The sequence below is a fragment of the Rhizobium leguminosarum genome (assembly GCF_010668065.1).
Taxonomy (GTDB): domain Bacteria; phylum Pseudomonadota; class Alphaproteobacteria; order Rhizobiales; family Rhizobiaceae; genus Rhizobium; species Rhizobium leguminosarum_S.
In genome coordinates, this window is sequence record NZ_WUEN01000004.1 from 463,145 (window position 1) to 479,089 (window position 15,945).

The 15,945-nt window shown below is 61.8% G+C and carries 16 protein-coding genes; 8 read left to right on the forward strand and 8 right to left on the reverse strand.

What is annotated here, in order from left to right; translation table 11 throughout:
- Positions 1-59: 59 nt before the first annotated feature.
- From GR198_RS14405 to GR198_RS14425, 5 genes are all read right to left on the reverse strand, one after another.
- On the reverse strand, positions 60-2,192 hold the full coding sequence (locus GR198_RS14405; protein ID WP_164069152.1) for a beta-galactosidase: 2,133 nt from the start codon (positions 2,190-2,192) through the stop codon (positions 60-62).
- Between the two features lie 17 nt (positions 2,193-2,209).
- Entirely contained in the window at positions 2,210-3,355 is a 1,146-nt protein-coding gene (locus GR198_RS14410; RefSeq protein WP_164069153.1) for an ABC transporter ATP-binding protein, read from the reverse strand.
- 58 nt (positions 3,356-3,413) lie between these two features.
- Positions 3,414-4,265, reverse strand: coding sequence for a carbohydrate ABC transporter permease (locus GR198_RS14415; RefSeq protein ID WP_164069154.1), 852 nt, complete (start codon positions 4,263-4,265; stop codon positions 3,414-3,416).
- Positions 4,265-5,149 (reverse strand): carbohydrate ABC transporter permease, encoded by an 885-nt coding sequence (locus GR198_RS14420; RefSeq protein ID WP_164069155.1) that lies wholly within the window; start codon positions 5,147-5,149, stop codon positions 4,265-4,267. Before GR198_RS14420 ends, GR198_RS14415 begins: the two co-directional genes overlap by 1 nt.
- A gap of 223 nt (positions 5,150-5,372) precedes the next feature.
- On the reverse strand, positions 5,373-6,644 hold the full coding sequence (locus GR198_RS14425) for an ABC transporter substrate-binding protein (protein WP_164022417.1): 1,272 nt from the start codon (positions 6,642-6,644) through the stop codon (positions 5,373-5,375).
- A gap of 199 nt (positions 6,645-6,843) precedes the next feature.
- On the opposite strand from GR198_RS14425, the gene GR198_RS14430 reads away from it, so the two are divergent.
- The 3 genes from GR198_RS14430 to GR198_RS14440 all read left to right on the forward strand — a co-directional run bounded on the left by GR198_RS14430 (position 6,844) and on the right by GR198_RS14440 (position 9,665).
- Positions 6,844-8,061 carry an ROK family protein gene (locus tag GR198_RS14430; RefSeq protein ID WP_164069156.1) on the forward strand — a complete coding sequence of 406 codons (1,218 nt, stop codon included), beginning with the start codon at positions 6,844-6,846 and terminating at the stop codon, positions 8,059-8,061.
- Positions 8,062-8,493: 432 nt separating this feature from the next.
- Entirely contained in the window at positions 8,494-8,880 is a 387-nt protein-coding gene (locus GR198_RS14435; protein WP_029870443.1) for a cupin domain-containing protein, read from the forward strand.
- Between the two features lie 257 nt (positions 8,881-9,137).
- On the forward strand, positions 9,138-9,665 hold the full coding sequence (locus tag GR198_RS14440) for a cupin domain-containing protein (protein WP_164069157.1): 528 nt from the start codon (positions 9,138-9,140) through the stop codon (positions 9,663-9,665).
- Between the two features lie 76 nt (positions 9,666-9,741).
- On the opposite strand, the gene GR198_RS14445 is transcribed toward GR198_RS14440, so the two are convergent.
- The 3 genes from GR198_RS14445 to GR198_RS14455 form a co-directional block, all read right to left on the reverse strand.
- Complete coding sequence (locus GR198_RS14445) at positions 9,742-10,479, reverse strand: phosphotransferase family protein (protein ID WP_164069158.1); 738 nt, start codon at positions 10,477-10,479, stop codon at positions 9,742-9,744.
- 240 nt (positions 10,480-10,719) lie between these two features.
- A complete protein-coding gene (locus tag GR198_RS14450; RefSeq protein WP_029870439.1) occupies positions 10,720-11,301 on the reverse strand; it encodes a TIGR00730 family Rossman fold protein in 582 nt (193 codons plus the stop codon).
- A gap of 36 nt (positions 11,302-11,337) precedes the next feature.
- The gene (locus tag GR198_RS14455; RefSeq protein WP_029870438.1) at positions 11,338-11,973 is read right to left on the reverse strand and encodes an FMN-dependent NADH-azoreductase; all 636 of its coding nucleotides are present in this window, start codon (positions 11,971-11,973) and stop codon (positions 11,338-11,340) included.
- Positions 11,974-12,178: 205 nt separating this feature from the next.
- On the opposite strand from GR198_RS14455, the gene pdxR reads away from it, so the two are divergent.
- From pdxR to GR198_RS14480, 5 genes are all read left to right on the forward strand, one after another.
- A complete protein-coding gene (gene pdxR / locus GR198_RS14460) occupies positions 12,179-13,600 on the forward strand; it encodes a MocR-like pyridoxine biosynthesis transcription factor PdxR (RefSeq protein WP_029870437.1) in 1,422 nt (473 codons plus the stop codon).
- A gap of 103 nt (positions 13,601-13,703) precedes the next feature.
- Positions 13,704-14,159 carry a carboxymuconolactone decarboxylase family protein gene (locus tag GR198_RS14465; protein ID WP_029870436.1) on the forward strand — a complete coding sequence of 152 codons (456 nt, stop codon included), beginning with the start codon at positions 13,704-13,706 and terminating at the stop codon, positions 14,157-14,159.
- Positions 14,160-14,253: 94 nt separating this feature from the next.
- On the forward strand, positions 14,254-14,574 hold the full coding sequence (locus tag GR198_RS14470; RefSeq protein WP_029870435.1) for a DMT family transporter: 321 nt from the start codon (positions 14,254-14,256) through the stop codon (positions 14,572-14,574).
- Between the two features lie 473 nt (positions 14,575-15,047).
- Positions 15,048-15,359: a hypothetical protein gene (locus tag GR198_RS14475; RefSeq protein WP_155248886.1), complete on the forward strand. Its 312-nt coding sequence runs from the start codon at positions 15,048-15,050 to the stop codon at positions 15,357-15,359.
- Positions 15,331-15,945, forward strand: a complete 615-nt coding sequence (locus GR198_RS14480) for a 3'-5' exonuclease (RefSeq protein ID WP_029870432.1) — start codon at positions 15,331-15,333, stop codon at positions 15,943-15,945. Before GR198_RS14475 ends, GR198_RS14480 begins: the two co-directional genes overlap by 29 nt.

The window sequence follows — 15,945 nt, forward strand, 5'->3', positions numbered from 1 at the left end:
GCCGAGGACAACGGAGAATGCAGCAAGCCCTCGCCAAGCTTTCGCCTGGCGAGTGCAACTCACCCCGCGAGCTCGATGATCGCGCAGCCGTAGCCTTCGAGATCGAGCCTACCGGCAACCGGTTTTTCGTCATCGAGGAGATCACGGCCAGCGGGAACGCCGCCGATGGCGGCCGGCTGGTCGGTGTAGTTCTGGATGAACAGCAACTGGCGGTCATCATTCATCCGCATGGTCACCTCGACGCCCTCGGGAAGGTCGCCGATCAGCGGCTCGATGCCGACGGGCGCAAACAGCCGCTCGGCAAGCGCTGCCGTCAGATCCTCGGTGAGATAGGTGCCGACATAGACCACCTGCCCCTTGCCGAGCTTGCGCGACGTCGCCATCGGCTGGCCCTCGGCATAGCGGTTGGACCAGGCCGCAACCACCTCGACATCGCTTGCGATCGCCAGGTTTTCATAGAAATAGCCGCCGACCAGTTCGCGGTTGCCGATCTTGAAGCGGCGTTCGCGGCGACGCGATTCCGCCGGCTTGTTGGGCGGAATGACAAGCCCGCCCGAACGCTCCATCACATCGAAGAGCCCGTTGGCGCCGGGGGCGGCAAGGCGGCCGAAATCCTCGACACGTACGCCTGTGAGCTGCGACAGCGAGGTGCCGGGCGCGGTCTCGCGGATGACGTGGTTGTCTTCGTTGCGCGTGCCGGTGCGCGCGCCGATGACGACGGTGCCGCCCTGCTCGGCGAAGGATTTCAGCCTTTCAGTCCATTCGTCCTTCCACATCACCCAATGGGGCACATAGAGCAGCTTCAGCTTGGAAAGATCGTCCTCGGGATGAATGAAACCGCAGGCAATGCCGCGGTCGTAGCAATATTGGTGCAGCAGGATCGCATCGTCCTGTGGGCTCGGCAGGCCGATTGGGTAGGTCTTGTGGGCTTCCTGATTGTCGAAGTCGGATCCGGCGATGCCGACATCCATACGCACATAGGTGCCGAGGATCCTGGGCGCTAGCGCGGTCATCTCGGTGGCGAAGCGTTTCGCCTCGTCATAGCGATGGCGGGCGACGTCGTCGTGGTCGATGATGCCCATCCAATAGATCTCGGCGCCGAAGTGCGCGGGGCGCCAGCGGAAGAACATCAGACCGTCAGCGCCATGAGCGACAGAGGAAAGTGCCATGCGGCGCAGTTCGCCCGGCTCCGGCGTCAGCGTGCAGAAACCCGGCTGGCTGCCGAAGCCCGATTGCTGCTCGGGAACGATGTAGTTGCCGGAAAAACCACGGCAGATATCGAGGTGCAGCGCCTGGACCTTGGCGTGATTTCCGAGCCGCTGGAACTCGTCATAGAGCATCGGATAGATGTCGTAGCCGACGAAATCGAGATCGGTGGTGAACTGGCCGCGAAAATCGATATCCCTAAGGCCCCCGAGATTGTGGAAGACGAACCAGGAGGGTTTCACGGCGCGCAGGATCTCCACCTGGTCGTGCTGGAAGCGCGCCGTCGAAAAGGCGAGGAAACGGTGATAATCCTGCAGATGGCCGGGGCTAGGGAAGGTTGGGCCGAACTCGATCGGCAACACCACCTGGTCGAAGCTGTCATAGGCCGTCGCCCAGAAATCGCCGCCCCACGCCGTGTTGAGCTTGCCGATCTCGCCATATCTGTCGGCAAGGAACGCCTGGAATTCGGTGAGCGTCGCCTTCGAAAAGCTCTCCGGCATGCTGGTGTTCAGCTCGTTGTCGGTCTGCCAGCCGACGACAAAAGGATTGTCGCGATAATGCTCGGCCATCGCTTTGGTGATGCGCCGGCTGTGTTCGCGAAAGACCGGACTTGCTGTGTCGCAATGCTGGCGCGAGCCATGGCTCATCGGCCGGCCCTTGCCGTCGACCCTTAATATCTCCGGATGCGCCACGGTCAGCCAGCGCGGCGGCGTTGCCGTCGGCGTGCACATGATCGTGTCGATGCCGTAGCGCCCGAGCATGGCGATAGCGCGGTCGAACAGGTCGAAATCGTAGGTGCCGAGCTTCGGCTCGAGAATATGCCAGGCGAATTCGGCCATTCTGACCACGTTGAAGCCGGCCTTCGCCATGCGCTCGGCATCGCGCTCCCAGTAGCTTTCATCGACGTGCTCGGGATAATGCGGGGCGCCGACGAGGAAGCGGTCGGTGTTGACGGGGTTCCATACGGAGAGGGTCTTGTCGGACAAGGTGATGTTTCCTGTGATTATCTGTCGAGGGTCGTCTTGCGGGCGCTGATCGTGCGTCCGCCATCGGGTGAGAAGAGATAGAGTTCGTTGGCATCGAGCTTCAGCGCCACGTTCTGGTCGGCGGCAAAAGGCGCGACGTAGCTCAGCTGCACCGTGATGTTGCCGGTGCCGCTTTCCGAGGCGATGGTCCTCAGATTGCCGGCGTCGACATAGAGAATGGTTTCGCGCCCGAGATGCTCGACCAGTCGGACCGCACCATTGATCGCTCCGCCCTGCGCCCCGTCGGCGACCATCGTTATGTTTTCCGGCCTTACACCCAGCGTCAGGCTGGCGCCCTTCGCCAGCACCGTCGCCTCCGCCAGTTCCACCGTCACCGGCACGAGGCCCGGTGCGGAGACCGTGACATTGCGGCCGGACACTTCGTCGACGGTAACGCCGAGGAAGTTCATCCGCGGGGCGCCGAGGAAGCCCGCAACAAAGAGATTGTCTGGGTTGCGGTAGAGTTCGAGCGGCGAGCCGACCTGCTCGATCACCCCCTGGTTCAAGACGACGATCCGGCTTGCCATGGTCATGGCCTCGACCTGGTCGTGGGTGACATAGACCATGGTGGCGCCGAGCTCGGCGTGCAGGCTGCTGAGCTCGACGCGCATCTGGGTTCGAAGTGCCGCATCGAGATTCGACAGCGGCTCGTCGAAAAGGAAGACGTCGGGCGAACGGGTGATCGCCCGGCCGATCGCCACGCGTTGCCGCTGACCGCCGGAAAGCTGCTTCGGCCGCTTTTCCAGCTGATCGGTGATCCTCAGGATCTTGGCGGCGCGCGCCACGGCCGCCTCGATCTCGGCCTTCGGGCGCTTGGCCATGCGCAAACCGAAGCCCATATTCTCCGCCACCGTCATATGCGGATAGAGCGCGTAGGATTGGAAGACCATGGCAATGCCGCGGTCCCCAGGCTCCTGTTTGCTGACGTCGCGGCCATTGATCAGGATCTGGCCGGAAGAGATCTCCTCCAGGCCGGCGATCGTTTTCAAAAGCGTGGACTTGCCGCAGCCGGAGGGGCCAACCATGACGATGAACTCGCCTTGTGCTACGGAAAGATCGATGCCGCGCAGCGCGTGATAGGCGCCGTAATTCTTGTTGATCTGTCGGAGTTCGAGACTGGTCATGCGTCCTGGCTCTCTGCTGTTGAAATAGGAACTTCCAAGGACCTGTTGTCGAGATCGCTCATCCCTTCACCGCGCCCATGGTCAGGCCTGCGATGAAGTGCCGCTGCATCAGGAAGAACATGACGACGGGCGGCACGGCGACGACGATGGTGCCGGCGGAAATCAGGTTCCAGGCCGAGACCCACTCGCCGCGAAGATTGGCAAGGCCGGCGGTCACAGGTTTGACGGAGTCGCTGACGGTCAGCACCACGGCCCAGAAATAATCGTTCCAGATGAAGGTGAAGATCAGGATGGCGAGTGCGGCAAGCGCCGGCCGCACCAGCGGGATCGCAACATGCCATAGGGTCTGGAAGGGAGAGGCCCCCTCGGCGCGCGCCGCCTGGAACAGTTCATCGGGTAATGCCGCGATGAAATTGCGCATGAACAGCGTCGCAAAGCCGGTCTGGAAGGCCACATGGAAGATGATCAGCGCCGCCGTGGTATCGATCAGGTCGAGCCGGACCATCAGGTCGCGCACCGGGATCATCATGATCTGGTGCGGCAGGAAATTGCCGCCGACGAACAGCGCGAAGATCAGCATGTTGCCGGGAAAGCGGTAGCGCGACAGCACATAGCCGGCGAGCGTGGAGAGCACCAGCACGCCGATCACCGAGGGAATGGTGATCGTCAGGCTGTTGAGGAAGTAGCGAGCCATCGGCGTCTGCGTGAAGACATCAGTATAGTTGCCGATGACGCCGATCCCGGTCGGCCATCCCCACAGATTGCCGCCCATGACATCCTCGGTCGAGCGGAACGAGGTCAGGATGATCGCAAACAGCGGGCAGAGCCAGAGCAGCAGGACGATGACGACGGCGAGCACGTAGAGACGGCGCTGCCAGACGGCGGCATCGGAAATGGGACGAGGATACATCAGCCTCCCCTTTCTTCGGTATGGATGATGCGGCTGAGGTACCAGACGATGAAGGCGGCCATGATCACGAACAGCACCGAGGCGATCGCCGCGCCGTAACCGAAGCGGTAGGAGAAGATCGACTGTTCGAACATCTGGTAGGCGAGAACCGAGGACGAACCGAACGGGCCGCCGTTCGTCATCACCGACACCATGTCGAAGGACCTGAGCGCCCCGACAACGGTGACGGCAATGGCGATGAAGGTGACCTGGGTCAGCTGCGGCAGCACGATGTGCCACAACATGTTCAAGCCCCTCGCCCCATCGACGCGCCCTGCCCCGATCAGCTCTTCGCTCAAATTGTTGAGGCCGGCGAGATAGAGCACCATGCAGAAGGTGATCTGCGGCCAGAGCGCGGCAATCACGATCGCGAAAGTGACGAAATGCTCGTCGGAGAGAACCGCCGGCGCCGTCGCTCCGAATGCCCGGAAGATCAGCGCGAGCAACCCGAACTCCGGCGTATAGACCCAGGTGAAGACGACGCCGACCGTCACCGAGGCAAGCACCAGCGGAATGAAGAACAACGACTTCAGGAAGCGCATGCCGCAGATTTTCTGGTTGACCAGCAGCGCGATGGCGAGCCCGAGAGGGGGTGCCGCCATGAACATCACCAGCCAGATCAGGTTGTTCTTCAGCGACACGTAGAATTGCGGATCGTTATAAAGCTCGACGTAATTGCCGAAGCCGATCCAGACCATCGGGCCAAAGCCATCCCAGTCGTGCAGGCTGATCCAGAGGCTCCTGATGGCCGACAGCAGGATGACCGTGAAGAACAGCCCGATCGCGGGCGCGATGAGCAAAGTCGGGGTGAGCCACCAACGCTGGCGGCGCCATAACATCAACATATCAGGAGCCTCATATTATAGTACGGCGCTTTGCCACCCAGGCGAAGAGTAGGTTGCGGGCGCGCCTCAAGCTGCTGGCAAAGCCCGCCAACCTCTCTTTCGTCATGCTCGGGCTTGTCCCGAGCATCTGCCCACGTCGATGCGCAGCAGATCCTCGGCACAAGGCCGAGGATGACGTCGAGTGAAGGGCACAGCTTGCCAACAAACTGGGCCGACCCGCCCCTTAAATCTTATAGATCCGCTTGCGCGTGCCTTCGAGGCGCGTCAGGATGGCCTTGCGCCGGTCGGGCTTGGCCATGAACTCCTGGAAGCCGACGAGACCTGCCTGCGCCATGTCGGGGTCGCTGTCGCGGTCGTAATATTGCGACGTGCCCTGCACCGTCTTCATCGTCTCGACGGCGATATTGACGAGCGGATCCTTGCTCGGCGGCAGATCGCTGCGCGGCGGCACGTTGCCGGCCGGCTCCAGATAGGCCGCCAGGTTCTCGGGCTTGTAGAAGTAGGCGAGGAATTCGCGTGCGCCCTGCTTGTTCTTGGCCTTGGCGGGAATGTGGATCGAGTTGACCGAGAACTCCTCGTAGTGGCCGACCTTGGCGTCGAGCACCGGGAAGGTCGCATAGGAGAGCTGCGGCAGATCTTCGGCGGTGAAAGCCGAGCGCAGGAAAGCGCCGAGGTTCATCATGCCCGCCTTCTTCTGCGCCAGCAGCGCCGCGGCCTCCTGCCAGCCGAAAGAGGTGTGGTTTTCCGTGAAGAACCCCTTCGAAATCATCGCCTCCCACTGGTCGAAAACCGCCGTCAGCGCGGGATCGAGATAGCTCATCTCGCCGTTCATCAGCGCCATATGCTTGTCGAGGCCGTTGATGCGCAGGTTCATCTGGTCGAACCAGCCGGCCGCCGGCCACAATTCCTTGGTGCCGATCGCGACAGGCGTAATGCCCGCGGCCTTGCATTTGTCGCCATAGGCCATGAATTCTTCGGCCGTCTTTGGCACGGTCAGACCATGCTGCTCGAACACGTCCTTGCGGTAGAACATGCCCCAGAGCGTGCCGCCGGTGGGAAGGCCATATTGCTTGCCCCCGTCGGTGACGGCGCCGGCCGTGGCACCCAGCACGTCCTTGTACTTCTCCTTCTCGAAAAGGTCGGAGATGTCGTCAAACAGGCCGCGCTTGACGAAGGCGCGCATGCGGTTGCCCGAAAACCAGGAGCAAATGTCAGGCGCGCCGGCGACGAGATAGTTGCGAATGGCCGTCTTGTGGGCCTCGTGGTCCATATTGTTGATGACGACGTTGACGCCGGCTTCCTTGCTGAAGCTCGCGGCGATCGCCTTCAGCGCGTCGAGTGCGGCGCCATTGTTTTCGGCAGAGATCATCGTGACCTCTTGGGCCTGCGCGATCGCAGGGATCGGAAAACTACCGGTGACCGCAGCGGCAGACACCATGCCCGCACCCTTCAGGAAGCTCCTGCGGGTGGTTGACGGAAATTTTGAAAATGCCATTGAATTCCTCCCAGTTGATCGATCGACACCGCCTGGCCTAAGCGGCCTCCTCCTTGAAGCGCTCGATCAGGCATTCAACGCGCCGATCCATCCGTCGTCCAAGGCGTATAATCCGCTTGGCTCAGTTGATCGGCGGCCAAACTTATGCATAGATCGAACCAGCCCGCAATAATTAATTTACAAAATTAAGGAATGCATCGTGAAGTTAAAAGGCGACCAGACCACGGCGAGAGCCATGAACCGACGCCTCATCCTCAACCTTCTCCGGCGGGAGGGGCCGAGGAGCCGCGCCGATATCGCCACCGTGATTGGTTTAAGTCCCGCCGCCGTCACCTTCGTCGTCGCCGACCTTTTGGAGGAAGGCATCGTCAGCGAAGGGAAGACCGTGCCCGGCCTCACCGGCCGCCGCCCGATCCCGGTGGATATCAACTACGAGCACGCACTCGCCGTCGGCTTCAAACTGATGGTCGATTCGGTGGAGTGCGTCGCAACCGACCTTGCCACCAACCCCGTCGCCGCCATGCGGGTAAGCCTCGACGGCCACGACCCGCATAAGGTCGCCGACCTGCTGGCGAGCACGGTTCCCGAACTGGTGAAGCTCGCCGGCCGGCCCGACGCCAAGCTCGCCGGCATCGGCATCTCCATGCCCGGCGTCATCAACCACGAACAGACGGCCTGCGTGCGCAGCTACCGATTCAAGTGGGACAATGTCCCCCTCGCCTCGCTAGTCGCCAGCCGCGTCCATGTGCCGGTCTGGCTGGAAGACGACACCAACGCCTATGCCATCGCCCAGCAGCTCTTCGGGCTCGGCCGCCAGCATCGCAACATGGCCGTTCTCGCCATCGGCGTCGGCATCAGCTGCGCGCTTGTCATCGACGGCAAGCTCTATCGCGGCGCAAATGGCGCGGCCGGCAAGTTCGGCCACACTCTCTACGAGGAGAACGGCCGGCTCTGCGAATGCGGCAAGCGCGGCTGTCTGATGGCCTATCACTCCCAAATCTCGATGCTCCGGCGCTGGCGGGAGGCGACCGGCCGCGAGGAACTCGGTCTGCCGGAATTGTCGGGCGCGCTCGCATCAGGCGATGCCACCGCCCTCGCGCTCGTTGCCGATTCCGGCCGCGCCCTCGGCACCGCCCTTGCCAATCTCGTCAACATTACCGATCCCGAAGTCATCGTCGCCGGCGGCGAAGCCGTCTCCCTCGGCGACCCTTTCCTGACGCCGCTACGCGAAGCCCTCGCTGCCCGAACCTTCCGAACCGCCCCGCCCCTCTTGCCTGACTGGGAGGACAATTCCTGGGCCCGGGGTGCCGCGGCCCTTGTCACCCAGAAAATATTCGACTTCGAATCCTCCGGCGGCATCACGGACATTGCCAGCTTGGCGAGTGTCATGACCGCGGGCTCGTCGTCGGCGGCGTAAAGCCGTGAGAGATCGGTGGGATTGCTTGTCGGGTAAGGCGTGCCGTGCAAAGCCCCCCTCTGGCCTGCCGGCCATCTCCCCCACAGGTGGGGAGATTGGCTGGGCTCACTGGCCTCCCCAAACAATGAGCGTCCAGCACGGCGAAACGGTAGACGAGCAGGCAGTTCAAGCCACTTGTCATCTCCCCCCCTGTGGGGGAGATGCCCGGCAGGGCAGAGGGGGGCTCCAGGCCCACCCTGTCGCAAGCAACGTTGGCCCGAACCGATGCCGGCCCAATCTTGGACAGTATCTCACGCAGACCAATCCCGCCGCGCCGCAGATACACTGGCTTACAAAAATGCGGGTTTACCGACACATCCCTGGTTCAATCATCGACTTAAATCCCGATGCGGCCAACCGGTCGGAAATGGTCAATTCAGGAAGGATGACGACATGAAAATGATCCAGGCTATCGCGCTCGCCCTTGTTCTCGGCGGCGCAGCCGCAGCACACGCAGAACAGCCGATACAGCGCACCGATCTCATCAAGAACGATATCGATGTGCCCGGCCACGAGGTCGTTCAGGTGCGCGTCGATTTGGCTCCAGGCGTTCTCGCCCCCAATCACTCGCATCCCGGCGAGGAAGTCGCCTTCGTCATCGAGGGAACCCTGGAATATCAGCTCGAGGGCAGAAAGCCCGTTACCCTAAACGCCGGCCAATCCCTGTTCATCCCCTCGGGTGTCGTTCACTCGGCGAAGAACGTCGGCAACGGCAAGGCGTCGGAATTGGCAACCTACATCGTCCGCAAAGGGGCGCCGCTCGTCGTGCCTGCCAAGTGAGCCGTTCGTAGAAATTTCCGTCCGGATCGGGGGCTGCCGCGGCAGGGATCCTCGGATCAAGGTTCCGCCCTCGCATGGCAACTCCCTTCGCCCCGTTCACGGAGAGAGGGTTAGTGCGAAGGGCTCCCCCGAGCCGAATGGCGACGGACAGCCATGCTTGCGTTGGAGCCACCGTTTCGCCCTTGCGGTCGCCTTCCATTCACGGCAGCATGTCCGTGTCCTCAATCATCTGAACCTCTCAAATCAGGAGGATTGCCATGGCAACGTCGGAGCGCCCCTACTTTGTCGTCCACTGGAGCGAGATCGAACGGCCAGACGACTCGCATTATGACGATGACGACGAGCTGATGAGCATCGGCGCGCCTTTGGGGCGCCATTTCGGCCTGGCGAAATTGGGCATTCATCACGAGCGCTTGCCGCCTGTCCGGCGCACATCCTTTCCGCATGCCGAGAGTGCCGAGGAAGAATTCGTCTATGTCATCGAAGGCGCGCCCGACGTCTGGCTCGATGGCCACCTGCATCGGCTGAAGCCCGGCGACGCCGTCGGATTTCCTGCCGGCACCGGGATCGCCCATAGTTTCCTCAACAACACGCAAGCCGAAGTGCATCTCCTCGTCGTCGGAGAGCGCCACAAGGCCGAAAACCGCATTTTCTATCCACTCCACCCTCATCGCCGACCGCTGCATAATGATTGGTGGGATGACCATCCCACCCATGCCCTCGGTCCGCACGATGGAATGCCGGACCTGGTGCGGGAAGCAAAGGACCGAGGAAGCAGCGGATAGATCAGCCGGGCCGATAGCCGGCCGCAATAGCGCTTCGCGCAAAGCGGAGACCAACGCTTGGCTGGAACTTCGACGGTTATGGGCTCAGGCCAGCCAACCGCAACAGCTCGTCATTTTCGTTTGCAACGCCTTCCGTCAGCCGGGCGGCGGCAATCGGGGGAAGCCAGGCCAGAATGCTGCTGACCTCCGATCCGGTGACCGAGGCGTAAGCTTCGACATAGTCCATCGCCCGGTCCGGCATCGCATGGTGGAACAGCACGTATGTTCGGCAGACGTCGGCCAGAGGATTACCACAGCAGGCGTCGAGCCAGTCGACGATCATGAACCCCTGCCCTGAGCCGTGGATATTCCATGGGTGAAAATCGCCGTGACACACCCTGTCGCCATCCGGAAGCGAATCGAGTTGCGCCTGAAGCCGCTTTCTGGACGCAGCATCCAGCCTCTCGGCTCGCCGAATCCTGGCGGAAAGCCTGGCCATGAGAGACGGCAACCCGTCGCCGGGTTTTTCGTGAAGTCTTCGATGCAGTTGGGCCATGTCTTCAAGCGGCGCTCTTCCTGCCGTCGAGACGAATTGGTCGGCAAAACAGGAGCTGGGCGCGCGATCCATCAACACGCCCCAGCGCCCATCGAATTCACCGACCGCGTGAACCTTTGGCGCCGGCAGCGCGAGCCTCTCAAGGATCGACAGGTTGGCGGCTTCCCTGAATGACGATGCCTTGGAGGCGGCTGGTCTGTACAGCTTCAGCGCCAAGGCCCCATATTCGAAGACCTCGGCCTCTTTACCCGAACCAAGGAGCCGACCGATTTCGGTCATTGCAGAACCTCCATCTGAAGTCAGGACAGCTCGCGGCAGAGCTCTATTCCCCCAATAAAGGCCCAAACCGTGCTGTTGGAGTCATAGAAGTCTTTATGTTTTTGCTGCGGCAAAACTCACATGCCTCGCAGAGTTTAGTGGAGGAATTAAAGCCCCATCAGCATCGCGGCTCGCTGCGGCGTACCTATCGCGTTTGCCCAACAACACCAATAACCGGCCTGCGGCATCGTCGGATGGAAGCTATAGCCATTTCGGCACCTCGACGCGCGTATAGCTGCGCAGCTTGTCGACCAGGGCGCTCGCATCCGTGTCGACAGAGATCGATTGCCTGTGCGCGGACGGCAGGAACTTCGTCTCGACCATATGGTCGATGAAGCCGAGGAAGGCGTCGAAGAACCCGGCGGAGTTTAGGAGCCCCACGGGTTTGTCGATCTCCGAGAGCTGGTTCATGGTCCAGACCTCCATCAGTTCCTCGATCGTGCCGATACCGCCCGGCAGCGCGATGAAGGCATCGGAAAGCTCGACCATGCGTTCCTTGCGGCTGCGTAGCGTGACGACGATCTCATGCCTGGTCAGGCCGGCATGCGATTGCCCGCGCTGATGCAGGCTTTCGGTAATGACGCCATGCACGCTGCCGCCGGCTTCCAGGGCGGCGTCGGCGACGATGCCCATTAGGCCCTTGACCGTTCCGCCATAGACAATGGTTATCCCAGTCTCCCCCAGCGCCCGGCCCAGCGCGCGGGCGCCGTCGGCAAAGGCCTCCGATGCGCCGAAATTGGAGCCGCAGAACACCGCGACGGACTTGATTGAACGCATCGTCATCTGAACCTTCTATCTCCAACAGGCATTCGCATCCATCTATCCGATTCCAAGCTGGAGATGAGCGCAGGGCGAAGAGAAATGCTCCTCCAGCGCCCGATGTGTACTGATTCTGGTTTCCGCTGTGGCATCGGGGCCGGCACCTGTGCCCTGCACGGAGAAGAAGGTCAGGTCATGCAGCCCGATCGTGGCGAGGATGGCTTTCAGATAAGGCGTCAGGAAATCCGGCTGGCGGGCGCGCTCCCCGGAAAACCGCCCGCCCGAGGCGATGGCGATGAAGACGGGGCGGTCGCGTAGCGTGCCGACCTTTCCGGCCGGGCCGATCGTGAAGGTTCGCCGCGCCCGCACGACATGATCGATCCAGGCCTTCAGCGCCGAGGGGACGGTCAGATTGTGCATCGGCGTTCCGATAACCACGAAGTCCGCAGCCTCCAGCTCGCGGATCAGTTCCTCGGACTGGGCCATCGAGCCCTCGCGCGAGACATCCGCCGCCGATGCCTGGGAGATCGCATAGGCCGCGTCGACATGGGCAATCGTGCCATTGCCGATCACCCTCTCGACGACGGTCGCCCCCGGCTCCCTCTGCAGGAGAAAGCCGATAATCTTTCGAGAGAGCCTGTAGCTCTCGGCCGCCTGCCCGCGCGGGCTGCAGCTCACATGCAGGATTGTCTTCATTGACCCACTCCGAGGTTCTGTCCAAATCCCTTCGCCGCGTTGAAAGAGCGCGATCCGATTTGAAGCGTGGAATTGGCAATGGTTTACGAATCTTATGGTCTATCCCCAAGGTCCATAAAGAGAGTTTGCAACTGAGCCATGATTGTGCCGACCGGGCCGATATGGCATCATCAACCGTCCATCCATGTGAGAGGTTGACCAGTCCATGACCGGCGCAAGGCCTGGCAATATCCCGCCGCTGGATCCAGCGGCGGCCACGCCGTTTTACCGGCAGATCTACGATCGCTTCCGCGGCGCCATCGCTAGCGGTGTGCTGAAGCCCGGCGACCGGATACCTTCGGCACGGGCGCTGACCAAGGAGTTGGGTCTCGCCCGGGGCACCATCGAGGCCGCCTATTCCCTGCTTGCCGCCGAAGGTTATATCCAGGCCCGCGGCCAGGCCGGCACCATCGTCACGCCGGATCTCAAACCGCAAATGCCGGCTCCGCGCCCGATCCCGCCGGCCGATAGCGGCATCGCGCCGACGAGTTTTCGTCCCGACTCGATCCTGCCGTTCCAGATGGGCCTACCCGCACTCGATGCCTTTCCCCGCAAGATCTGGGCGCGGCTCGGCGCGCGTGGTGTGCGGGCCATGCTGCCGGCTGACATGGTTCACCCTGCCGTTTCCGGCCTGCCGGCCCTTCGCGCCGAGATCGCCGCCTATCTGCAGGTCTCGCGCGGCATCGACTGTTCGCCATCCCAGGTGTTCGTCACCTCAGGTTATCGCCACACCATCGCGCTGATTGTGCACACCTTGCTGAAGGCTGGCGATCAGGTCTGGCTTGAAAACCCCGGATATCCGCCGACCCGGGAGCTGTTCCGGCATATGCAGATCGAGAGCATTCCAGTGCCGGTCGATCGCGACGGTTTGGTCGTCTCCGACGGCATCAGGCAGGCGCCTCGCGCCAGTGCGGCGGTGGTGACGCCGGCGCACCAGAGCCCGCTCTGCGTCTCGCTCTCCCTGCCGCGGCGCCAGGCGCTGCTGGACTGGGCTGCCGGAAACGAGGCATGGATCATCGAGGACGATTACGACGGCGAATACCGCTATGTCAGCCGTCCCCTGCCGGCCTTGAAGAGCCTGGATCGAGAGGGCCGCGTGCTCTATGCCGGCACCTTCAGCAAGGTGCTGTTTCCGAGCCTCCGGCTTGCCTATCTCGTCGTGCCGGAAGCCGAGGTGGCGCGGTTCGAAGAGATAACCGAGGCGATGGCCGCCGGCAGTCCCGAGCTGACGCAGGCAATCGTCACCGCCTTCATCACCGAGGGTCACTTCGCCAGGCATATCCAACGTATGCGCAGGCTCTATGCCGAGCGCCGCGAGATGACGGCAGCGGGCCTGGAAAGCGTCCTCGCCGGCCATATGCGCATCGATTCACAGCCCGGCGGCATGCACCTGATCCTGCGGTTGTTAGGCGAGCATTCGGACCGCGAGCTCGTGGCGCGTATGCGCAGAGAAGGCCTCTATGCGGAAGCACTGACCGACTGGATGATCGAGGGCGAAGCCGCCCCGGCCCTGCTGCTCAACTTCACCAATATCGACTCTCAGCGCACAGCCGAAACGCTGGCAAGGCGGATTTTAAAACTGCTGTAACCACCCGACATCATGGCCTAACGTAGAATACCATTCATGGACCTTCTGATGTAGGCCAAGATGCACGACGATGAAGTCCTTCAATCAGAAAGGAACAATCGTCATGACCAATCGCATCGACTACGCAAAGGTTTCTCCCGAGGGATACAAAGCTTTTGGCGGCGTCTACGTCACCGTCCAGAAAAGCGGCCTGCTGAAGGACCTGATCAACCTCGTCTATCTCCGGGTGTCTGAGATCAACGGCTGCGCCTTCTGCATCGACATGCATTCTCGCGATCTGCTGAAATCAGGCCTGACGGTGGACAAGCTGGTATTGGTCGCGGTCTGGCGCGATGCCGGCAACCTGTTCAGCCCCCGCGAACGCGCAGCCCTTGCCTGGGCGGAAACGGTCACGCGCGTCGCCGAAACCGGTATTCCCGATGCGGATTATGCCGCCGCTGCTGCCGAATTCGACGACAAGGAACTTGCCGATCTCACCTATGCGATCGGCCTGATGAACGCCTTCAACCGCTTCGGCATCGCCTTCCGCTCGACACCGGCGGCTGTCGCCAAGGCCTAAGATGTCAGGCGGGCGCTCACATATGCGGGCGCCTGCTCCCCTCAGAATAAAGCTCGCCGGCCGCAAGGTTCGGCCCATCAAGGGATTCACAACTATGGCTTGGGCGCTCCTCGGCATCGCCGGCATCCTCGAAATCGGCTTTGCCTTCTTCATGAAATCATCGCTAGGCTTTACCCGGCTGATCCCCACTTTGCTGACCGTCGCAACCGGCCTGTCGAGCGTCTTTCTCCTGTCGATGTCGCTCCGCACCCTGCCTGTCGGCACCGGCTACGCGGTCTGGACCGGCATCGGCGCGGCCGGCACCGCGATCCTCGGCATGGTCGCACTGGGCGACGCCGCTTCACCGATGCGACTCTTCTGCATCACTCTCATTCTGGCCGGCGTGATCGGCCTCAGGCTGGTCTCGGGAAGCTGATCGTCGTGCCGGGTCGAAACCGATCCGAGCGGGCGCGATGTCGTAGGGACCGCCGTCGCAGGCATAGCTCTTGCTGCATCATCGAAGATGTAGCTTCCGGAGGTTTGGTCCGAGCAGCGGTCGATTTGGTCGTTGGCGATGAACCCCGACCAACCGATGAGTCCGCGGCTGGCGACAAAGACCAGTCCGGCCGCAATTCCCAGCGCCTCGAGAACCCGTCGCACCATCCCGCCTGACACTTTCGCTCACTCTTCCACCGTCCGGCCCGCCAGGCGCCGGTAGCGGCCTTTGCCTCGTTCCTGCGGCTTGCGCTGGTCGATGTCAATTCGCAGCCGGCACCGGGCAGTTCCTGTTGCAGGGTGCCACCTACGACAGCACTGCACTGGCCGCCTCGGCCAAAGTCCCGTCATTTGCATAGTCAGGCTGGTTGGATAAACTCCACGCTCGGGACCACTATCCAGGAGGGACAGTTCGTGATTTGGCTCATCGTGTTGCCCTTCGCAGGAGTCTTTATCGCCGCCTTGATCATGAAGCGAGGGATCAGACTTTGGATATCCATCGCAATCGCGAGCTTAGCAATATTGGTTGGGGTGATCTGCCTACACACCTTCGCCGTCGAGCCAAGCTGTCGGATTAATGAACAGGAATGTGTGGGAGCGACGGCGATTGCGTGGCTCATAGCCTTTATTTGGAGTGCTCCATGTGTTGGATTCCTCCTTAAACTTATCGGCCAAATTCGTGAGGGTAATGTCGCCGATGAAAACCGCCATCATATTCGACTGTGAATTTCTTTGCCTGGAAGGCTCACAACGCAGATTTTGGTGCGCGGCCCGCGATCCCGATCCTGTCATTGCGCAGATCGGAGCCGTCAAGCTCGGCCTTGAGGGCGAGTTTCCGATCCTCGATACGTATAAATCCTACGTCCGACCCATCGATCGCTTCGGCGAGAGGTATCCACTCGATCCTTATTTCACCAATCTGACCGGTATCACCGAAGAGGATATCGACGCCCATGGCGTGGCGTTGCAGGATGCCCTTTCCGGCATCGACAGCTTCTCGGGCGGCGCCCGGTTTTGGTCGTGGGGCAAGGACGAGCTGAACATGTTGGCCATTAGCTGCTATGTCGCCGGCATTCAGCCTTCCATCCCGGCCCGCCGCTTCGACAACGCCGTCAAGCTTCTCGTCGCTGCGGGCATGCCGATCGAGGATTTGGCAAAGACGCCCAGCAACAAGCTGGCCGACTACTACAACGTCGACCATCCTCCGCTTCAGGCGCATGATGGGCTCGATGACGCTCTGTCGATATCATACACGCTGCAGCATCTGATGAAGATCGGGAAATTGCAGCCCGAGGTTTTCGACCGAACCTGA

What these genes read in the sequence shown, in the direction of transcription:
- GR198_RS14480 (WP_029870432.1), top strand. Translation starts at nt 15,331, where the DNA reads ATGAAAACCGCCATCATATTCGACTGTGAATTTCTTTGCCTGGAAGGC.
- pdxR (WP_029870437.1), top strand. Translation starts at nt 12,179, where the DNA reads ATGACCGGCGCAAGGCCTGGCAATATCCCGCCGCTGGATCCAGCGGCG.
- GR198_RS14470 (WP_029870435.1), top strand. Translation starts at nt 14,254, where the DNA reads ATGGCTTGGGCGCTCCTCGGCATCGCCGGCATCCTCGAAATCGGCTTT.
- GR198_RS14440 (WP_164069157.1), top strand. Translation starts at nt 9,138, where the DNA reads ATGGCAACGTCGGAGCGCCCCTACTTTGTCGTCCACTGGAGCGAGATC.
- GR198_RS14450 (WP_029870439.1), bottom strand. Translation starts at nt 11,301, where the DNA reads ATGACGATGCGTTCAATCAAGTCCGTCGCGGTGTTCTGCGGCTCCAAT.
- GR198_RS14435 (WP_029870443.1), top strand. Translation starts at nt 8,494, where the DNA reads ATGAAAATGATCCAGGCTATCGCGCTCGCCCTTGTTCTCGGCGGCGCA.
- GR198_RS14410 (WP_164069153.1), bottom strand. Translation starts at nt 3,355, where the DNA reads ATGACCAGTCTCGAACTCCGACAGATCAACAAGAATTACGGCGCCTAT.
- GR198_RS14425 (WP_164022417.1), bottom strand. Translation starts at nt 6,644, where the DNA reads ATGGCATTTTCAAAATTTCCGTCAACCACCCGCAGGAGCTTCCTGAAG.
- GR198_RS14415 (WP_164069154.1), bottom strand. Translation starts at nt 4,265, where the DNA reads ATGTATCCTCGTCCCATTTCCGATGCCGCCGTCTGGCAGCGCCGTCTC.
- GR198_RS14465 (WP_029870436.1), top strand. Translation starts at nt 13,704, where the DNA reads ATGACCAATCGCATCGACTACGCAAAGGTTTCTCCCGAGGGATACAAA.
- GR198_RS14455 (WP_029870438.1), bottom strand. Translation starts at nt 11,973, where the DNA reads ATGAAGACAATCCTGCATGTGAGCTGCAGCCCGCGCGGGCAGGCGGCC.
- GR198_RS14445 (WP_164069158.1), bottom strand. Translation starts at nt 10,479, where the DNA reads ATGACCGAAATCGGTCGGCTCCTTGGTTCGGGTAAAGAGGCCGAGGTC.
- GR198_RS14420 (WP_164069155.1), bottom strand. Translation starts at nt 5,149, where the DNA reads ATGTTGATGTTATGGCGCCGCCAGCGTTGGTGGCTCACCCCGACTTTG.